This window comes from Halochromatium sp. NSM3, assembly GCF_059621085.1.
Map to the genome: position 1 here is coordinate 62,187 of NZ_JCAQIA010000002.1, position 17,246 is coordinate 79,432.

17 protein-coding genes are annotated in these 17,246 nt (G+C 63.5%); 10 read left to right on the forward strand and 7 right to left on the reverse strand.

The genetic code is table 11. The features are described from left to right. The first annotated feature begins 1 nt into the window (after nucleotide 1). From AC54T3_RS01440 to AC54T3_RS01465, 6 genes are all read left to right on the forward strand, one after another. Nucleotides 2–2,812: a monovalent cation/H+ antiporter subunit A gene (locus AC54T3_RS01440; RefSeq protein ID WP_496621731.1), complete on the forward strand. Its 2,811-nt coding sequence runs from the start codon at nucleotides 2–4 to the stop codon at nucleotides 2,810–2,812. Further along, the gene (locus tag AC54T3_RS01445; RefSeq protein ID WP_496621733.1) at nucleotides 2,812–3,138 is read left to right on the forward strand and encodes a Na+/H+ antiporter subunit C; all 327 of its coding nucleotides are present in this window, start codon (nucleotides 2,812–2,814) and stop codon (nucleotides 3,136–3,138) included. Before AC54T3_RS01440 ends, AC54T3_RS01445 begins: the two co-directional genes overlap by 1 nt. Continuing rightward, nucleotides 3,135–4,751 carry a monovalent cation/H+ antiporter subunit D gene (locus AC54T3_RS01450; RefSeq protein ID WP_496621735.1) on the forward strand — a complete coding sequence of 539 codons (1,617 nt, stop codon included), beginning with the start codon at nucleotides 3,135–3,137 and terminating at the stop codon, nucleotides 4,749–4,751. The genes AC54T3_RS01445 and AC54T3_RS01450 overlap by 4 nt, the downstream gene beginning before the upstream one ends. Further along, nucleotides 4,751–5,242: a Na+/H+ antiporter subunit E gene (locus AC54T3_RS01455; protein ID WP_496621736.1), complete on the forward strand. Its 492-nt coding sequence runs from the start codon at nucleotides 4,751–4,753 to the stop codon at nucleotides 5,240–5,242. The genes AC54T3_RS01450 and AC54T3_RS01455 overlap by 1 nt, the downstream gene beginning before the upstream one ends. A gap of 75 nt (nucleotides 5,243–5,317) precedes the next feature. Beyond that, the gene (locus AC54T3_RS01460; RefSeq protein WP_496621737.1) at nucleotides 5,318–5,614 is read left to right on the forward strand and encodes a K+/H+ antiporter subunit F; all 297 of its coding nucleotides are present in this window, start codon (nucleotides 5,318–5,320) and stop codon (nucleotides 5,612–5,614) included. Between the two features lie 9 nt (nucleotides 5,615–5,623). Then, nucleotides 5,624–6,028, forward strand: a complete 405-nt coding sequence (locus tag AC54T3_RS01465) for a Na+/H+ antiporter subunit G (protein ID WP_496621739.1) — start codon at nucleotides 5,624–5,626, stop codon at nucleotides 6,026–6,028. 207 nt (nucleotides 6,029–6,235) lie between these two features. Here AC54T3_RS01465 and AC54T3_RS01470 read toward each other — a convergent pair whose 3' ends face one another. Continuing rightward, on the reverse strand, nucleotides 6,236–6,604 hold the full coding sequence (locus AC54T3_RS01470; RefSeq protein WP_496621741.1) for a prepilin-type N-terminal cleavage/methylation domain-containing protein: 369 nt from the start codon (nucleotides 6,602–6,604) through the stop codon (nucleotides 6,236–6,238). 154 nt (nucleotides 6,605–6,758) lie between these two features. On the opposite strand from AC54T3_RS01470, the gene AC54T3_RS01475 reads away from it, so the two are divergent. Further along, nucleotides 6,759–7,475 carry an SDR family oxidoreductase gene (locus AC54T3_RS01475; protein ID WP_496621742.1) on the forward strand — a complete coding sequence of 239 codons (717 nt, stop codon included), beginning with the start codon at nucleotides 6,759–6,761 and terminating at the stop codon, nucleotides 7,473–7,475. A gap of 134 nt (nucleotides 7,476–7,609) precedes the next feature. Here the strand turns inward: AC54T3_RS01475 and phbB are convergent, their stop codons facing one another. The 4 genes from phbB to AC54T3_RS01495 all read right to left on the reverse strand — a co-directional run bounded on the left by phbB (nucleotide 7,610) and on the right by AC54T3_RS01495 (nucleotide 10,980). Next, the gene (gene phbB, locus AC54T3_RS01480; RefSeq protein ID WP_496621744.1) at nucleotides 7,610–8,371 is read right to left on the reverse strand and encodes an acetoacetyl-CoA reductase; all 762 of its coding nucleotides are present in this window, start codon (nucleotides 8,369–8,371) and stop codon (nucleotides 7,610–7,612) included. A gap of 105 nt (nucleotides 8,372–8,476) precedes the next feature. Next, nucleotides 8,477–8,848, reverse strand: coding sequence for a phasin family protein (locus AC54T3_RS01485; protein ID WP_496621746.1), 372 nt, complete (start codon nucleotides 8,846–8,848; stop codon nucleotides 8,477–8,479). Between the two features lie 220 nt (nucleotides 8,849–9,068). Then, a complete protein-coding gene (phaR, locus tag AC54T3_RS01490; RefSeq protein ID WP_496621885.1) occupies nucleotides 9,069–9,545 on the reverse strand; it encodes a polyhydroxyalkanoate synthesis repressor PhaR in 477 nt (158 codons plus the stop codon). 250 nt (nucleotides 9,546–9,795) lie between these two features. Then, the gene (locus AC54T3_RS01495; protein WP_496621748.1) at nucleotides 9,796–10,980 is read right to left on the reverse strand and encodes an acetyl-CoA C-acetyltransferase; all 1,185 of its coding nucleotides are present in this window, start codon (nucleotides 10,978–10,980) and stop codon (nucleotides 9,796–9,798) included. Between the two features lie 244 nt (nucleotides 10,981–11,224). Here AC54T3_RS01495 and phaE point away from each other — a divergent pair, with 244 nt between their 5' ends. The 3 genes from phaE (at nucleotide 11,225) to AC54T3_RS01510 (ending at nucleotide 15,601) form a co-directional block, all read left to right on the forward strand. Next, nucleotides 11,225–12,409 (forward strand): class III poly(R)-hydroxyalkanoic acid synthase subunit PhaE, encoded by a 1,185-nt coding sequence (gene phaE / locus AC54T3_RS01500; RefSeq protein WP_496621749.1) that lies wholly within the window; start codon nucleotides 11,225–11,227, stop codon nucleotides 12,407–12,409. 275 nt (nucleotides 12,410–12,684) lie between these two features. Next, a complete protein-coding gene (locus AC54T3_RS01505; protein ID WP_496621751.1) occupies nucleotides 12,685–13,749 on the forward strand; it encodes a class III poly(R)-hydroxyalkanoic acid synthase subunit PhaC in 1,065 nt (354 codons plus the stop codon). Between the two features lie 247 nt (nucleotides 13,750–13,996). After that, a complete protein-coding gene (locus tag AC54T3_RS01510) occupies nucleotides 13,997–15,601 on the forward strand; it encodes a methyl-accepting chemotaxis protein (RefSeq protein ID WP_496621753.1) in 1,605 nt (534 codons plus the stop codon). Between the two features lie 32 nt (nucleotides 15,602–15,633). Here AC54T3_RS01510 and AC54T3_RS01515 read toward each other — a convergent pair whose 3' ends face one another. Both AC54T3_RS01515 and AC54T3_RS01520 read right to left on the reverse strand, forming a co-directional pair. Further along, on the reverse strand, nucleotides 15,634–16,098 hold the full coding sequence (locus AC54T3_RS01515) for an Lrp/AsnC family transcriptional regulator (protein WP_496621755.1): 465 nt from the start codon (nucleotides 16,096–16,098) through the stop codon (nucleotides 15,634–15,636). Continuing rightward, a complete protein-coding gene (locus AC54T3_RS01520) occupies nucleotides 16,095–16,910 on the reverse strand; it encodes a Fic family protein (protein WP_496621757.1) in 816 nt (271 codons plus the stop codon). Before AC54T3_RS01520 ends, AC54T3_RS01515 begins: the two co-directional genes overlap by 4 nt. Nucleotides 16,911–17,246: the final 336 nt, after the last annotated feature.

Sequence of the window (17,246 nt, forward strand, 5' to 3'; positions counted from 1 at the left end):
GATGACCCATCTGCCGCTGATCGTCCTGCTCCCGTTCATCGGCGCCCTGTTGCCGCCCTGGGCGGCCACCAGCGGGCGGCTGTGGTCGGCCTGGGTCACCGGCGGCGTCGCCGTGTCGGCACTGGCGTTGCTGGTCGCCCCGGCCTGGGCGGTGATGCAGGGTGAGACCCTGATCTGGCAACTGGACTGGCTGCCAGCGCTGGGGCTGTCGCTCGGCTTCCGGCTCGACGGGCTGGCACTGCTGTTCGTGCTGATGATCCTCTGCATCGGCCTGTTGGTGATCCTCTACGCGCGCTGGTACTTGGCGGAGCGTGATCCCATGGACCGTTTCTACGCCTATCTGCTGTTGTTCATGGGCGCGATGCTCGGGCTGGTGATGTCCGAGAACCTGATCCAGCTGCTGATGTTCTGGGAACTGACCAGCATCAGCTCGTTCCTGCTGATCAGCTATTGGCGCCAGCGCGAAGACGCGCGGCGTGGTGCGCGCATGGCGCTGGCGATCACCGGCGGTGGCGGCCTGGCGCTGCTCGGCGGCATTCTGCTGCTCGGCGAGATCGTCGGCAGCTATGACCTCAGCACCGTGCTGGGCGCGCGTGAGATCATCCACGCGCACCCGCTCTACCTACCGGCGTTGGTGCTCATCCTGCTCGGCGTCTTCACCAAATCGGCGCAATTCCCGTTCCATTTCTGGCTGCCGCATGCCATGGCGGCACCCACCCCGGTCAGCGCCTATCTGCACTCGGCGACCATGGTTAAGGCTGGCGTCTTCCTGCTCGCGCGCCTATTCCCGGCCCTTTCCGGCTCCGAGGCCTGGACCTGGCTGGTCGCGCCCACCGGCATGGCCACGCTGCTGATCGGCGCCTACACCGCGCTGTTCAAGCATGACCTCAAGGGGCTGCTGGCCTATTCGACCATCAGTCATCTCGGCCTGATCACGCTGCTGTTCGGCATCGGCACCCCGCTGGCCGCGGTGGCTGGCCTGTTCCACATCATGAACCACGCCACCTTCAAGGCGTCGCTGTTCATGGCCGCCGGGATCATCGATCACGAGGCCGGCACGCGTGATATGCGCCGCCTGGCCGGTCTCTGGAAGTTCATGCCGCAGACCGGTCTGCTGGCAATGATCGCCGCCGCCGCCATGGCGGGCGTGCCACTGCTCAATGGCTTCCTTTCGAAAGAGATGTTCTTCGAGAAGACCGTCTACATGGCCACCTTCGAGGAGAGCACCTGGTTGCTGCCGGTGCTGGCGACCATCGCCGGCGCGCTCGCGGTCGCTTACTCGCTGCGCTTCATCCACGACGTCTTCTTCAACGGCACCCCGACCGACCTGCCGCGCACCCCGCATGAGCCTGAGCGTTGGATGCGCGTGCCGGTCGAGATCTTGGTGGTGATCTGCATCGCGGTCGGCATCTTTCCGAGCCTGACCTTCGGGCCGCTGCTCGCGGTCGCGGCCGGCGCCACGCTGCAGGCGCCTCTGCCGACCTATAGCCTCAAGGTCTGGCACGGGCTCACACCAGCACTCGGCATGAGCATGCTGGCGCTGTCCGGCGGTGCGCTGATCTACGCGATTCGACGGCCGCTGTTCCGCTGGCACGAGCGCACGCTCGGCCAGCTCGATGCGCGCTGGCTGTTCGAGGTCTGGGAGCGCGCGCTGTTCCGGGGCAGCCGGGTGCTCGATCATCTGATCCATCGCAGCTCGCTGCAGGACATGCTCGCGGTGCTGATCATCGCCGCCGCAAGCATGCTGCTGCTGGGCTTCTGGGGCATGCCCCTGACCGGCAGCGCGCCCCTGACGCCGCTCGACCCGGTCAGCGCGGCCGCCGCCTTCTGTCTCGCGGTGGGCGCCCTTGGCACCGTGGTCCTGCACCGACAGCGCTGGACCGCGCTGGTGATGCTGAGCGTGGTTGGGTTGATCATCGCGCTCGCCTTCGTCAAGTTTTCGGCGCCGGACCTAGCGCTCACTCAGCTCGCGGTGGAGATGGTGACCATCATCCTGCTGTTGCTGGCGCTGCACTTCCTGCCGGCCGAGACGCCACGCGAGTCCTCGCTGCCGCGCAAGCTGCGCGATCTGCTGCTGGCGCTGCTTGGCGGCGGCCTGACCACAGTGCTGACCTGGGCGGTGCTGACCCGTCCCTACGACAGCATCTCCGATTGGCTCCTGCGCAACAGCGTGCCCGGTGGCGGTGGCACCAATGTCGTCAACGTCATCCTGGTCGACTTTCGCGGCTTCGACACCCTCGGTGAGATCACGGTGCTCGCGATCGCGGCGATCGGCATCTACATGATGCTGCGCGATCTGCGCCTCAAGGCCCCGCGCACCGATGCCCAGGGGCGTCTCTGGAGCAGCGATGCCCACCCGCTGATCCTGGCCACCTTCTCGCGCCTGCTGCTGCCACTGGCCCTGATGGTCGCGGTATTCATCCTGCTGCGCGGGCATCACCTGCCGGGTGGCGGCTTCATCGCCGGACTCATCATCGCGGTGGCGCTGGTGATGCAGTACCTCGCCAATGGCATCGTCTGGACCCAGACGCGCCTGTCCGGCGAGCTGCATCCGCTGATCGGCCTGGGCCTACTGATCGCAACCGCCACCGGACTCGGCAGCTGGTATTTCGGTGCCCCGTTCCTGACCTCGGCCCATGGCCATCTGCATCTGCCGATCTTGGGCGATATTGAGCTGGCCTCGGCGATGCTGTTCGACATCGGCGTCATGCTGGTCGTAATCGGCATCACCCTGGTCATCCTGATCCGGCTCGGCCGCATCGGCCTGATGCAACGTCGGGCACCAATCTCCAACAGCGACCCCAATCCCTGATGGAAGCGCTCATCGCCCTGGTCGTCGGCCTGCTCGCCGGTTGCGGCATCTATCTGCTGTTGCGGGCGCGCACCTTTCCGGTCGTGCTCGGCATCACCCTGCTCTCCTATGCGGTGAACCTGTTCCTGTTCGTGATGGGACGCTTGAGCATCGGGGTACCGGCGATCATCGAACCGGGCCGCTCGGCCTATGCCGATCCACTACCGCAGGCGTTAGTGCTGACCGCGATCGTGATCGGCTTCGGCATGACCGCCTTCGTCGTCGTGCTCGCCCTGCGCGCGCGCGCCGACCTCGGCAACGACCATGTGGACGGGCGCGGGCCATGAGCGGACTCACCGCCCATGTGGTGATCGCGCCGATCTTGGTGCCACTGCTGACCGGTACGCTTCTGGTGCTGTTGCGCGGAAGCGCTACGCCCCTGCGGCGCACCCTCAGCATGCTCGGTGTTCAGTTGTTGCTCGGCGTGTCGCTCTGGCTTTTGTTCCAGGTCGCCGATGGCGAGATCCTGGTCTATCAGCTCGGCAACTGGGCCGCGCCCTATGGCATCGTGCTGGTCGCCGACCGGCTCGCGGCTGGGATGGTGCTACTGACCTCGGTGCTGGCACTGTTCGCGATGATGCACGCGATCCAGGGCAGCGATCGCCGTGGCCGCCAGTTCCATGTGCTGTTCCAATTCCTGCTGATGGGGCTGAACGGCGCCTTCCTGACCGGCGACCTGTTCAATCTCTTCGTCTTCTTCGAGATCCTGCTGATCGCCTCTTACGGGCTGCTGCTGCATTGCTGTGGCGCCGCGCGCAGTCGTGCCGGCCTGCATTACGTGGTGATCAACCTGGTCGGCTCGAGCCTGTTCCTGTTCGCGGTGGGCACCCTCTACGGTGTGCTCGGCACCCTGAACATGGCCGATCTCTCGCAGCGGGTCGCGGTGTTGGAGCCAGATGATCTCGGGCTGGTGCGCGCGGCGGCGCTGTTGCTGTTCCTAGTCTTCGCGCTCAAGGCGGCGCTGGCGCCACTGCATCTGTGGCTGCCCGGCGCCTATTCGGCGGCCGGACCGGCCTCGGTCGCCTTGTTCGCGATCATGACCAAGGTCGGCGCATACTCAATCCTGCGTGTCTACAGCCTGATCTTTGGCGCCGACGCCGGTCCGCTCGCCGGACTGGTCGACCCTTGGATGCTGGTGCTCGGGCTGATCACCATCGTTGTCGGCACCCTTGGCGCGCTCGCCAGCCAGCGCCTGGCCCTGTTGGTCTCACATCTCGTGGTGGTCTCCGCCGGCAGCATCCTGACCGCCTTCGGCATCGGCGGCGAGGCGGCGCTGAGCGCTGGCCTTTACTACACATTCCAATCAACCCTGGTCGCCGCAGCCCTGTTCATGCTCACCGAGAATGTGGCCCGCACCCGGGGCGCCTTCGGCGATGAGCTGCGCGCCGGGCCCATGCTGCCAGCCGCGAATCTGCTCGGCGGGCTATTCCTAGTGTTGGCGCTCGCGGTCGCCGGTCTGCCACCACTGTCGGGGTTCATCGGCAAGGTGCTGATCCTCGAGGCGAGTCTCGGCTCGGCGGCGATGCCCTGGATCCTGGCGATCGTGCTGATCACTGGCCTGTTGACACTCATGGCCCTGGCCCGTGCCGGCAGCACGCTGTTCTTCAAGACCGATACCCATGCCAGGACAGCGATCTTGCCCAATGTGGCCAATCTGGTGCCGGTCGCCGCGCTCGCCGGTATCAGCCTGCTGTTCGTCGTCTTCGCGAGTCCGATCCACGGCTACGCACAGGCTGCGGCCACGCAATTGGTCAACCCCGGTGGATATATCGAGGCGGTGCTGAGCGCCGAGCCCACTGACACCGAAGCCGACGCCGAGCCAGCAGAAATGGCCGAAATGGCCGAGCCACGGCGAACCAAGGTCCATCAGCCGACAGATCAAGCCATGCCCGCACACTGATGAAACCGCTTCTGCCGCACCCGATCCTGTCGTTGATGCTGCTTGGCCTCTGGCTGCTGTTGGTCAATTCGGTCGCGCCCGGTCAGATCCTGCTCGGCGCCCTGCTCGCCTGGCTGATCCCGCTCTACACGGCGCGCTTCTGGACCGCGCAGGTGCGCATCCGTCGACCATTGTCGCTGCTGCGGCTGGCCGGCACCGTGCTCGTCGATATCGTCGTTGCGAACATCGCGGTCGCGCGGCTCATCGTGGGGCCGATGGCGCGTATTGAGTCAGCCTTCATCCGCATGCCGCTGCGGCTCCAGGGTAATGTTGGCATCAGCCTGCTGGCGAATATTGTTACCTTGACGCCCGGCACCGTCTCGGCCTCGCTCAGTCCCGACCGCAGTGAACTTATCATCCACGCGTTACAGGGCAATGATCCAGACGCGATCATCGCCGATATCCGCAAGCGCTATGAACAGCCTTTGCTCGACGCATTGGAGCAGCGTTGATCAGACTTGATCGAGGCGCCACGCCGCATGCTGCAAGCCCAGTGATGCAAGCCCAGAGTCAATGGAGATAAGGTGATGAGCGACTTGACCGAAACCGGTTTGATTCTGAACTCGGCGCTCACAATCGGCTTCCTGCTGGTGACCGCAGCGGTGTTGTTATCGCTCTGGCGGCTGATCATCGGGCCGGATAAGCCGGACCGCATCCTGGCACTGGATACCCTCTATGTGAATACGATCGCGTTGCTGGTGCTGCTCGATATCAAGCTCGCCAGCAGCCTCTACTTCGAGGCCGCACTGCTGATCGCATTGTTCGGTTTCATCGGCACTGTCGCCCTGGCCAAATTCCTCACCCGTGGCGACATCATCGAATAGGAGTCACCCATGGATCTGTTGATGGAATCGCTGATCGCGGTGCTGATTCTCATCGGCGCCGCCTTCACCTGCTTGGGTTCGATCGGCCTCGTGCGCCTGCGCGATTTCTATGAGCGGCTGCATACGCCAACCAAGGCCACCACTCTCGGCGTCGGCAGCCTGCTCATCGCCTCGGCGATCTTCTTTAGCTGGACAATGCCAGGGATCTCATTGCACGAGGTCTTGGTCGCCGTCTTCCTGTTCATCACCGCCCCGGTCAGCGCCCACCTCATGGCCAAGGCCGCGCTCCACTTGCGCGAGCGCGGCGAGACCGGACTGCCACCGGAAGCGACCCTGCAGAGGCATGATGGGAGCGCTCAGTTGAGTGAAGACAAAGACGACAACAAAGACGGAAACGCGGCCGATTCAGGCTGATGCTGGTAAGCGAGGCCGCGATTAGAGACGAATCAGCGGCGATGAAAATCGCTCGCAAGTGAAAGCCGATCGCATTTTTTACGACCGGCAAGTCCGTGAGAGTGATGCGATAAACGTTCAGGCTTAAAAAAGCCTGCTGCATAATCTGTCATCTTCAACGATTATCGTTCGCCGCGATTATCCATATCATTATCACCACTGGTGTCATCATGCATCATCCAATGAGCAATTACCCGTGTCCATGTTACAAGTTATACCTAATTTTCCAGGGGGTTTAGGTTCTGCAGTAATTATACCATCATCTCCTATATCATCCGGGTTATCAATTGAAGCACATGCACCATCCGACGGAGGCGCATCAAAACCTCCTCCATCTTCATCGGTAATACTCGGATCAAGCGTTACTTTCGCAAGCTGCGATTTCGCGTAGGCTGAAGCCTCAGCCAAACAGGCTTTTTCTGCAGAAGACTTTTGGATGCCTTGATAAGAAGGGACCGCAATCGCTGCCAGGATGCCGATAATGGCCACAACGATCATCAGTTCGATCAACGTAAAACCGGCTTGATAGCTTTTCATCTGACAACTCTTCATGATGGATGCGTGCAGTGCTCTATACAGGAAAGACGATATGTTGCACTGTCGCAGGCAGTGCCGGCAAGCACTCCTCGCACGCGGGCGCGGCACCAAGACCGCCAGCGCCAAGACCCACCCTTATCCGGAGGACTGACCCATGCCCGATCAACCCGTCGCCATCGTCACCGGCGCCTACCGTGGCCTCGGCTATGAGACCTGCCGCCAGCTCGCTCAGCAAGGCTATCAGGTCGTGCTCGGCGCAAGACGCGGAGCAGAAGGTCAGGCGGCCGTCGACGCGCTTGTCCAGGAGGGGCTGACTGTGAGTTTCGATCTGTTGGACGTCACTGAAGAGACCTCACGCCTCGCGCTCCGCGATCGCATTCAGCAGAGGTTCGGACGCTTAGACGTGCTGGTCAATAACGCCGGCATCTTTCCCGACCCAGCGCCTGGTGATCCCCAATCGAGCATCCTGCGGGCCGATCTCGAGCCGATTCGGCGCGCCTTCGAGACCAATACGCTCGCCGCCCTGCGCCTGTGCCAACTGTTGATCCCGCTGATGAACAGCGAGGGGCGAATCGTCAACATCGCGTCCGGGATGGGCCAGCTCAGCGACATGAACGGCTTCTGCCCCGCCTATCGACTCTCGAAGACCGCGCTGAACGCGGTGACCCGCATCTTTGCCGACGAACTTGGCGCCGACAGCGGCATCAAGATCAACTCGGTCTGCCCAGGCTGGGTCCGCACCGAGATGGGCGGGTCAAATGCACACCTGAGCATCGAGGAAGGTGTCAAAGGCATCCTCTGGGCCGCGACCCTGCCCGCTGATGGACCGAGCGGTGGCTTCTTCCGTCACGGCGAGCCGATCCCTTGGTGATGCGTACACAAAAAAGGCCCGGCAGGGGGAATGCCGGGCCGAACTGTCTCTTGGGAGAGAGACGAGGAGGACACTGAGCTGACCGGCTGCCCATGCAGCCGATCAGGATTTGCCACAGTGAGCGCCTGACGGCGTCAGTGCATGAAGAGGCCACCATTGACCGGCAGATTGACGCCGGTGACATAACCGTTGGCCTCATCGAGCAAGAATGCGACCGCGCTCGCGATCTCTTCCGGACGACCCATGCGGCGCATCGGCACGCTGGCGACGATGGCCTCGCGCACGTCATCACGCATCGCCAAGGTCATCGGTGTTTCGACGTAGCCTGGCGAGACCGTGTTCACGGTGACGCCCTTCGCCGCGCCTTCTTGCGCCAGCGTCATGGTGATGCCGTGCATGCCGGCCTTGGCCGCAGCATAGTTGGCCTGGCCAAATTGGCCGCGTTGCCCGTTCACCGAGGAGATGTTGACCACGCGACCGAAGCCGGCCTCGAGCATGTCTTCCCACACCTGACGGGTAACGTTGAAGACGCTGTTGAGGTTCACGTCGATGACCGCGCGCCACTGCGCCTCGTCCATCTTCTTGAAGGTCTTGTCGCGGGTGATGCCGGCGCAGTTGATCAGCGCCGAGACAGGCCCCTGATCGGCCTTGATGGCGGCGATCATCCGCCCGCAATCCTCGAAATTGGAGACGTCGGCAGCGATGGTGTCGACGCTCAGGCCTTCGCCGGCCAGATCGTTGCGCCAAGCCTGCGCGGCCTCTTGCTCGGACGGGTGATGATTCGCCACCACGCGCCAGCCGTCTTGCGCCAAGCGTTGGCAGATGGCGGTGCCAATGCCGCCAATGCCGCCGGTGACCAAGGCCACCCGGCCAGCCGGTTTGTTTGAGTCAGTCATAGTCGTCAATCCCGAGTCTGCAACGAGCGATGATGGGGCTGCGGCGGGAGTGGGGGAGCCCGACGACCCGCCCAGCACCCAGGGCTCACTCCCGACGCTCGCCCTTCAGGCCTTGGCCGTCGCCTCGACCAGGCTGCCGCCCTTGCGCATCTCGGCCATGGTGGCCTCGAACCAGGCGCGGTACTCGTCACGGGTCTCGGTCGCGAACTGCAGGCTGGTCTTCGACTCAGCCATCATCTGCTCGCTGGTCTCCTTGGTCATGTCGACCTGGGTCTTGTACAGATCGCTGTAGCCGCGCGCCTCGGTAGCCGCGCGCATTAGCTTGGTGCCCTGCTCCATCCAACGGCCGAACAGATCCATCTGACGGGTCGCCATGCGCTCGGCGACCTTCATGTTCAGCTCGCCCAGCGCGGTCATCCGCTCAACGCTGTTGTTGGTGAGGTCGTTCAGGGTCTTCATGTTGTCATTCAGGTTCATCGCAGTGCTCCGGTTTGTGCAGTGCAGCATTTGTTGCAGTGCACAATAGTCGCCACCAGAAGCACTGTCAAGGCTCATCGAGAAAAAATGTTGCAGTGCAGCAATCGACAAGCACGCGTTGCTGATTCGAGCGAACGTCGCCACCGGCAGTGGCCTGACAGCGTGCATGGGTATCGGTGCTGTGGAAGCACTCAGGGCTTGCCCAGAGAGAGAGCCCGCTCTACTCAGCGTCAGAATCTGGAGTCGGCCCAGGGTCGCCGTGGTCCAAGCCAGCAGCACGGAGGAATTCCTTCTGCGCATTGGCCCAGAGTTCGAGGTTGCGCTCGGTCATGCGGCCGATGAGTTCAAAGGGTTTGGTGCCGAGATCCTCGGCAAGATGCTGCTGCTGGCGCGCAAAGGCCTCGAGCGATTGCTCGAGATAATGCGCAAACATCCCCTGCATGGTGCCGCCATAGAAGCGGATGATTTGCGCCAGCATGTTAGCGCTGAACAGCGGCTCACCGCCGGTCTCCTCCTCGAGCATGATCTGCAGGAGAATCGAGCGCGTGAGGTCCGCTTCGTTGGCGGTATCCAAGACCCGGAATGGGGTTCCCTGCATCACCAGTGCGCGCACGTCCGCTAGCGTGATGTAGCGGCTCAACTCGGTGTCGTAGAGCCGCCGATTCGGATATTTCTTGATGATGCGCTCGGCGGTCATCGCATGAACCTGCTGGGTCACTGACTACATCGATCCAGTGTAGCCCAGCGCGAAGACGCGCAAACTGTGTGGGATCAACGCACGGCACCCGACAGACACAGACAATGCCGGCGCGCCCATCCCAACCGCCATTGCTGAGACGCTGGGGCCGGACCCGGCTGGAACGGTACGCTGAAACAGCCCACCAGCCGGAGCCGGCTCCCAAGCGGTCCAAGCCGGCTCGCTGGGCAGTTCAGCGATCGAGTGCAGCTCAGTCGCGTGCGACCGCCAAGGCCACGCCTTGACCACCGCCGATGCAGAGTGTGGCCAGCCCCTTCTTCGCATCACGCCGCTGCATCTCGTGCAGCAGGGTCACCAGCACGCGGGCCCCAGAGGCGCCGATCGGATGGCCGATCGAGATCGCGCCACCGTTGACGTTGACCTTGTCCTCATCCCAGCCCATCTCCTGGTTGACTGAGAGCGCCTGCGCGGCAAACGCCTCGTTGGCTTCGATCAGGTCCAGATCGGCGACCGTCCAACCGGCCTTCTCCAAGCACTTGGTCGAGGCCGGGATCGGGCCGGTGCCCATGATCGCCGGGTCGACCCCAGCGCTGGCGAAGGCGACCACCCGCGCCAGCGGGGTTAGGCCCAGCGCCTTGGCCTTGGATTCGCTCATCACCATGACCGCAGCGGCGCCATCGTTGACGCCGGAGGCGTTACCAGCGGTCACCGTGCCTTCCTTATCGAAGGCCGGGCGCAATTTGCCTAGGGTCTCGGCACTGGTGCCCGCGCGCGGGAACTCATCGCGCTCGAAGATCACCGGATCGCCCTTGCGCTGCGGCACCGTGACCGGCACGATCTCATCGGCGAAGCGATTGGCGGCCTGTGCTTGCTCGGTCTTCTGCTGTGAAGCGGCGGCGAACTGATCCTGCAGATCGCGCGAGAAACCGTAGTGTTTGGCGATGTTCTCGGCCGTCACGCCCATGTGGCACTGATTGAAGGCGTCCATCAGGCCATCGCTGAGCATGGTATCGACCATCTTCCAGTCGCCCATGCGCTGGCCCTGACGCGAACCGGGGACCACATGCGCCGACTGGCTCATGCTTTCCTGACCGCCGGCGATCACCACCTCGGCGTCGCCCAGCGCCACCGCCTGCATCGCCAGATGCACCGCTTTCAGTCCACTGCCGCAGACCTTATTGATGGTCATCGCCGGCACCTTATGCGGCAGACCGGCGTTGAGCGTGGTCTGGCGCGCCGGATTTTGGCCGACACCGGCCGCCAGCACCTGCCCGAGGATCACCTCGTCGACCTGCTCCGGGTCGAGCCCGGTCTTGTCCAGCAGCGCCTTGATCACAGTAGCGCCAAGCGCTGTTGCCGGCAGCGAGGCAAGGCTACCGCCGAAGTTTCCGACTGGGGTGCGCACGGCGGCGACGATCACGACATTCTCTGGCATGGGATATCCTCCTCAGGATAAGACTCAATAAAAGATCAGGCTCATGAGGCAAGCCCCTGACACGAGCCAAGGATCATAAAGAGTTTGTTAGTGATGCATATGGGTCGCGCACGCGTGAACTGACTCGGGTGAGTGCTTAGCGGCGCACGGTAAATGAGTCTACGGCCTTTTGTTGCAGTGCACAAATTTCCGTGCTAGCTTCGTTCGCACACGATACGAGGAGGCCCTGGCAGGGGTAAGCACCATGACTCAAAACGCATTCTTCGATGACAGCTGGCTCAAGCTGCAACGCGACTATTGGGATGGACTGGCCAAGATGGGCCAGCAGGCGATGGGCCTAGACAGCGGCCGAGCCCAGAGCGGCAGCTCCGCATCGGCGCCTTGGCTAGCGGCAATGGAGCAGTGGCGAAAGGCCCTCGCCCCCGCCGCCAGCGACCCGGCGCGCGACTTCATGCAGCGCCTGATGGACCAGGGCCAAGCCTATTTCGGACTCGCCGAGCAATTCACCAAGGGGCTTGGCGATACTGGCCTCGGCCAGGGTGCCGACGCCACCCGCGCCTGGGACTGGCTGAATCAGACCATCGAGCAGATGCAGAAGGGCTTCAGCGGGATCGGCACTGACCAAGACGAGAGCCTGCGCCGGATGCTCGGTTTCTGGGAGATGCCGCTCGACAACTGGCAGCGGATGATGTCGTCGCTCTCGCCGATGATGCCCGGCGACCTGTTGCGCAACATGCCAAACGGGATGATGCGCGGCCCGATGCAAGAGGGCCTGGAGCAGATGCTCTCAGCGCCTGGCCTCGGCTATTCGCGCGAGGAGCAGGCCCAGTATCAAGACCTGATGCGCGCCGGTATCGACTACCAGCGCGCCTTTCAGGACTACAGCGGCTTCTTCAATCAGCTCGGCGTCAAGGCCCTGCACCGACTGCGCGATGAGCTGCATCAGAAGTCCGAGACCGGCGAGACCATCAACTCCGCCCGCAGCCTCTACGACACCTGGGTCGGCTGCTGCGAAGCGGTCTACGCCGATGAGGTCATCACGCCTGACTATTCGCGCGTGCACGGCCGCCTGATCAACGCCCAGATGGCGCTCAAGAAGCGACTCTCGGTGATGGTCGACGAATCGCTCGGCGCGATGAACATGCCCACCCGTGGCGAACTACGTACCCTGCAGGATCGTCTGCAGGAGACGCGACGCGAGAACAAGCGGTTGCGCCAAGAACTCGATCAGATCCAGCGTCGGCTCGCGACCTTGCCAGCGGGCGCGCCTGCCAGCAGCGACAACAGGACGAGCACGAGCGGATCAAGCTCGGGCGCTAAGACCACCGCAGCGACGCCCACCGGCTCGACCACGACTGGTGCGGCGAAGAAGACCAGCGCCCGCAAGAAAACCGCCGCCAAGTCGAGCACCAAGTCCAGCGAAGGCTGATGCAGCGTCGGCCGACCAGCCAGCACGCCACGGCAAACCCCTGTGGGTCGGCCAGTGGTTCGGTCGATGGATCGGCCCGTAACGCGCTGCGCCGCCTCGCACCGGCTGAAACGGCGACCAGCAGGACGCACGAGACGGTCGCCAAGCCCGTGAACGCCATCAACGATGCATCAGCCCACAGTCGCCAACGCACCGCCACCGATTCAATCCCCAAGCACACCACGGACACCACCAAGACGGGTCCGCACCAGCCATCGACACAGGAGCGCCGCCGCATGTTTCCCATCGATATCCGCCCCGACAAGCTCGGCGAGGAAATGCTCGACTACAGCCGCAAGCTCGGTCAGGGCATGCAGAACCTGCTCGATGCCGGCGACATCGACAGCGGCGTCAGCGCCAAGGATGCCGTCTACCGCGAGGACAAGCTGGTGCTCTACCGCTATCAGCGCCCGGCCGAGGTGGCCCAGCACGCGGTGCCACTGCTGGTGGTCTACGCGCTGGTCAACCGCCCCTACATGACCGACATCCAGGAAGATCGCTCGACCATCAAGGGTTTGCTCGCCACCGGCCAGGACGTCTATCTGATCGACTGGGGCTACCCGGATCAGGCCGACCGCTCGCTGACCCTCGACGATTACATCAACGGCTATATCGACCGCTGCGTCGACCACATCCGCCACACCCATGGCGTCGACAAGGTCAACATCCTCGGCATCTGCCAGGGCGGCAGCTTCAGCCTGATGTACAGCGCGCTGCATCCGGACAAGGTGCGTAATCTGGTCACCATGGTCACCCCAGTCGACTTCAAGACCCCCGACAACATGCTCTCGAACTGGGTGCAGAACGTCGATGTCGACCTCGCCGTCGACACCATGGGCAATATCCCTGGCGAGCTGCTGAACTGGTCCTTCCTGTCGCTGAAGCCGTTCAGTCTCACCGGCCAGAAATACGTCAACATGGTCGACATGCTCGACAAGCCCGAAAAGGCCAAGAACTTCCTGCGCATGGAGCAATGGATCTTCGACAGCCCCGATCAGGCCGGCGAGACCTTCCGCCAGTTCATCAAGGACTTCTACCAGCAGAACGCCTTCATCAACGGCACCGCGCGTGTCGGTGAGCGCCCGGTCGACCTCAAACAGATCCGCTGCCCGGTACTCAACATCTACGCGCTGCAGGATCATCTGGTGCCGCCGGATGCCTCCAAGGCGCTCAACGGCATGACCGGCAGCGAGGACTACACCGAACTCGCCTTCCCCGGCGGCCACATCGGCATCTATGTCAGCGGCAAGGCGCAGAAAGAGGTCACCCCGGCAATTGGCGAGTGGTTGAACGCACGCTGAGACCGACGGCACTTCTGCTCCGAACGCACCGTCGCTGCCCGTGCTGGCGCTAGGCGGTGCAGCATCGGCCCGGCGTCTGGACATCCGCCTCATGCAAATGAGGGCGCCGCACCCGCGCTGGCGGGACCGCTCAAAACCTCTCGCTTTATAAGAATTGGCGCTGCCGCGCCAATTACTCTAATGTGACGCACCAGGGACGTCCGGTGACGGATGCGGCAGGGGGGCCGGAATCAACCGGGGAGTCTCCATGCGCATCAACGAGCCAGTCACTCAGCAACGTGTCCCCGTCGCGGCGGATGCGACCATCCTCTCGACCACCGATCCCAAAGGGCGGATCACCTACATCAACGAGGAATTCGAGCACATCAGTGGCTACAACCGCGCTGAACTGCTCGGCCAACCGCACAACATCATGCGCCATCCTGATATGCCGCGTGCGGCTTATCAGCAGATGTGGTCATGCCTGCTCGCGGGTCGCTCGTGGATGGGCATGGTCAAGAATCGCTGTAAGAACGGCGACTATTACTGGGTGCATGCCTACGCGACCCCGATCCTCGACGAGCAGGGCGACATCGTCGAGATCCAGTCGGTACGCCAGGCCCCGCCCAGCGAGACGGTCGTACAGCACGCCGAGGCCGTCTACGCTCAGCTGCGCGCGACCGAACCGAACCAAGGCGAACTCCCGCCAATCTCCCCAGCCTCACGCGCCTCTTTCGGTCTCCGCGAGCGGTTTCTGGTACTGCTGATGCCGGCCCCGTTGGTTGCCAGCCTCGCCGCGCTGGTCGGTCTTCCGCCCCTCGTGCTGGCGGCGCTCAGTATTATCGCTGCGGCTCTGAGCGCTTACGGACTGCTGCGTCTATGGCGAGGGCTCGACGCCACGGTCACCGCGTCGCAACAACTGATCAATGATCCGCTGGCCGAACACATCTACATCAATCGCGGCGATGACATCGGGCACCTGCGGCTGGCCATACTGAAACTGCGCACCGAGATGTCGGCGGTGCCCAAGCGGCTTGCCAACGTCACCGATCACTTACAGCGGGTTGGCGCCGAGGCCGGCAAGGCCGTGGCCGAGACGCGCACCCAGGTCCAGCGCCAGACGGCGGAGACGCTTCAGGTCGCCTCCGCCATGGAGGAAATGGCGCAGAGCGTGCAAGAGATCGCGCGCAACGCCTCGATGGGGGCAGAGATCAGCGAGCAGGTGCGCGAACAGGCCGACCAGGGCATGGAGGCCGTTCAGCAGAGCACCGAGGCCGTACGCACGCTGGTCACACGCATCAGTGACTCCTCGCAGGTCACCCACCAGGTCGCCGAGGAAGCCAAGCGCATCGGCGCCGCCCTCGACCTCATCCAAGAGATCACCGAGCAGACCCACCTACTCGCCCTCAATGCCACCATCGAGGCGGCACGCGCCGGCGAGGCCGGCCGCGGCTTCTCGGTCGTCGCCGAGGAAGTACGCGTGCTCGCCGACCGCACCTCCGCTGCCACCGGCGAGATCAAAACCATCACGCAATCGCTGCAGGAAGGCACGCATCGCGCCGTCGCCGCCATGGACGAGAGCAGCGAGCGCGCGGCGCATAGCCTGACCCTGGCTGACGAGTCGCATAGCGCCCTGGAGGCGATTCGCGCCGCCGTCGCCTCGATGCGCGAGATGAGCCTGCAGATCGCCAGCGCCACCGAGCAGCAGAGCGCCACCACCGAGGAGATCAACCTCAACATCAACAACATCGATCGGTTGGCGCAGCAGGTCCAGGAATACACCGAGCAAGCGGGCGCGCGGGTCAGCGAACTCGGCGAACTCATCGACCACGCCGCCCGGCTCGCGCGGCGCTTCGCGCATCCTGGGGCCTGAGTAGGACCAAAAAGCGCAGGTCGGCGTTGGTTTTAGCCGAGCGGCAGCGCGGTGCGCTCCAGCACCTGACGCAGCACGAAGCTCGAATGCACCCCAGAGACGCCGTCGATACGGGTGATCTTGTGCAGCAGCAGCTCCTGATAGGCCTCCATGTCACGCACGATCACCTTGAGCTGATAATCGGCATCGCGACCGGTGATCAGCGAGCATTCCAGCACCTCCGGCAGCGCCGAGACGGTCGCATCGAAGTTGGCGAAGCGCTCCGGCGTATGCCGATCCATCGAGATGCTGACGAAGGCGATCAGACTCAGCCCGAGCCTCTTCGCATCGACCATCGCCCGATAGCCGGCGATGATGCCGGCCTCCTCCAGCGCCCGCACCCGCCGCAGGCAGGGCGAGGGCGATAGCCCGATGCGGTCGGCCAACTCCTGATTACTGATGCGGCCATCGGCTTGCAGGATCTCGAGGATATGGCGATCGTAGCGGTCGAGTGTCATGTATCCCCGCTGGAGCCCGCTCGCGCCCTCCGCGCGGCCTGTTGCTCCTGGGCGCCGTTGATCAGTGCCTGCGTGGTCGCGTAGGCCTCCCGGCAGAGCGCGATGAAGGCCGTTTCAAGCTCCGGCCTTGGCCAGACACCAGTACCCGGAGTCAGCAGCCCGACGGCGAGCTGATAACCGGCCAGGGTGTCGATATACCGCTTGCGCTCGCGCACATCGATTACCACCGGTAGATGTCCGACCTGCAATACAGGCAAGTTGGCGAGCAACCGCGCCATGCGTCCGTTGGCGTCCCAGAACGGATGGATGTGCACGAAGCCCAGATGCAGCCTTGCGTAAGCGATCAGCGCCGCATCTTCGTTCAGCGGCTCCGCCCCCAGGCGATTTAGCTCCGCGAGCCAAGCGTCCATCAACACCGGTACGTCAGCCGGCGCTGCGTAGGTTCCGTTCGGCTCGACCTTCCAGGCACCGATGGGCTTGTAGATGTCGGTGACGACGCGCGTCTGCACCGCGCGATGCAGCTCGAAGAGCTGCGCTGGCGTCACCGGCCGCGCCGGCCACTCATTGAGCAGTCCGTACAGCAGTTCGATGGCGCGAGCGTGGCCAACCACCTCTTCGTGATCCTTCAGCGGCTTGCCGGAGACCGTGAGCCCCTCCTCGAGGACGAATTTGGTCTCGCCGAGGGTCAGGGTGTTGCCTTCCAGCGCCGTGGAGCCATGGATCCAGAGATCCCGCACCTGGGCCAGCAGCGAACGCTGGAGGTCTGGGTCCAGGCCGGCTAGGGGGGCAAGCTTTGGCAGAGGCGTACTCATGGCGCTTTCCTTCTGACGACAGCATCCGGGCGAGAACACCCGGCGCTTGCGCTGCGTTCCCAGGCTCGGCGTGAGAATAGCATCCGTGACGCACCCAGGTCGCTTGAATTCCGTTTAACGAGGCTTGCGCACCGATTGCGAAAAAAAACGCCTGAACGACAGATTATTGCTGTTTATCAATATTTAGCCTGCAAGATCGCAAGCATCCACCAAGCAGGTTAGCGCATCCTATCAACCGTCGGCCACAAGCCGGCAGCCAGGGTAAGACCCACAAGGTCAAACCCCGATCAGGATCACCGGCGGCAGCGTCCAGTCGGTGACACGTCCGATCACGCA

What these genes read in the sequence shown, in the direction of transcription:
- AC54T3_RS01440 (WP_496621731.1), top strand. Translation starts at nt 2, where the DNA reads ATGACCCATCTGCCGCTGATCGTCCTGCTCCCGTTCATCGGCGCCCTG.
- AC54T3_RS01445 (WP_496621733.1), top strand. Translation starts at nt 2,812, where the DNA reads ATGGAAGCGCTCATCGCCCTGGTCGTCGGCCTGCTCGCCGGTTGCGGC.
- AC54T3_RS01450 (WP_496621735.1), top strand. Translation starts at nt 3,135, where the DNA reads ATGAGCGGACTCACCGCCCATGTGGTGATCGCGCCGATCTTGGTGCCA.
- AC54T3_RS01455 (WP_496621736.1), top strand. Translation starts at nt 4,751, where the DNA reads ATGAAACCGCTTCTGCCGCACCCGATCCTGTCGTTGATGCTGCTTGGC.
- AC54T3_RS01460 (WP_496621737.1), top strand. Translation starts at nt 5,318, where the DNA reads ATGAGCGACTTGACCGAAACCGGTTTGATTCTGAACTCGGCGCTCACA.
- AC54T3_RS01465 (WP_496621739.1), top strand. Translation starts at nt 5,624, where the DNA reads ATGGATCTGTTGATGGAATCGCTGATCGCGGTGCTGATTCTCATCGGC.
- AC54T3_RS01470 (WP_496621741.1), bottom strand. Translation starts at nt 6,604, where the DNA reads ATGAAAAGCTATCAAGCCGGTTTTACGTTGATCGAACTGATGATCGTT.
- AC54T3_RS01475 (WP_496621742.1), top strand. Translation starts at nt 6,759, where the DNA reads ATGCCCGATCAACCCGTCGCCATCGTCACCGGCGCCTACCGTGGCCTC.
- phbB (WP_496621744.1), bottom strand. Translation starts at nt 8,371, where the DNA reads ATGACTGACTCAAACAAACCGGCTGGCCGGGTGGCCTTGGTCACCGGC.
- AC54T3_RS01485 (WP_496621746.1), bottom strand. Translation starts at nt 8,848, where the DNA reads ATGAACCTGAATGACAACATGAAGACCCTGAACGACCTCACCAACAAC.
- phaR (WP_496621885.1), bottom strand. Translation starts at nt 9,545, where the DNA reads ATGACCGCCGAGCGCATCATCAAGAAATATCCGAATCGGCGGCTCTAC.
- AC54T3_RS01495 (WP_496621748.1), bottom strand. Translation starts at nt 10,980, where the DNA reads ATGCCAGAGAATGTCGTGATCGTCGCCGCCGTGCGCACCCCAGTCGGA.
- phaE (WP_496621749.1), top strand. Translation starts at nt 11,225, where the DNA reads ATGACTCAAAACGCATTCTTCGATGACAGCTGGCTCAAGCTGCAACGC.
- AC54T3_RS01505 (WP_496621751.1), top strand. Translation starts at nt 12,685, where the DNA reads ATGTTTCCCATCGATATCCGCCCCGACAAGCTCGGCGAGGAAATGCTC.
- AC54T3_RS01510 (WP_496621753.1), top strand. Translation starts at nt 13,997, where the DNA reads ATGCGCATCAACGAGCCAGTCACTCAGCAACGTGTCCCCGTCGCGGCG.
- AC54T3_RS01515 (WP_496621755.1), bottom strand. Translation starts at nt 16,098, where the DNA reads ATGACACTCGACCGCTACGATCGCCATATCCTCGAGATCCTGCAAGCC.
- AC54T3_RS01520 (WP_496621757.1), bottom strand. Translation starts at nt 16,910, where the DNA reads ATGAGTACGCCTCTGCCAAAGCTTGCCCCCCTAGCCGGCCTGGACCCA.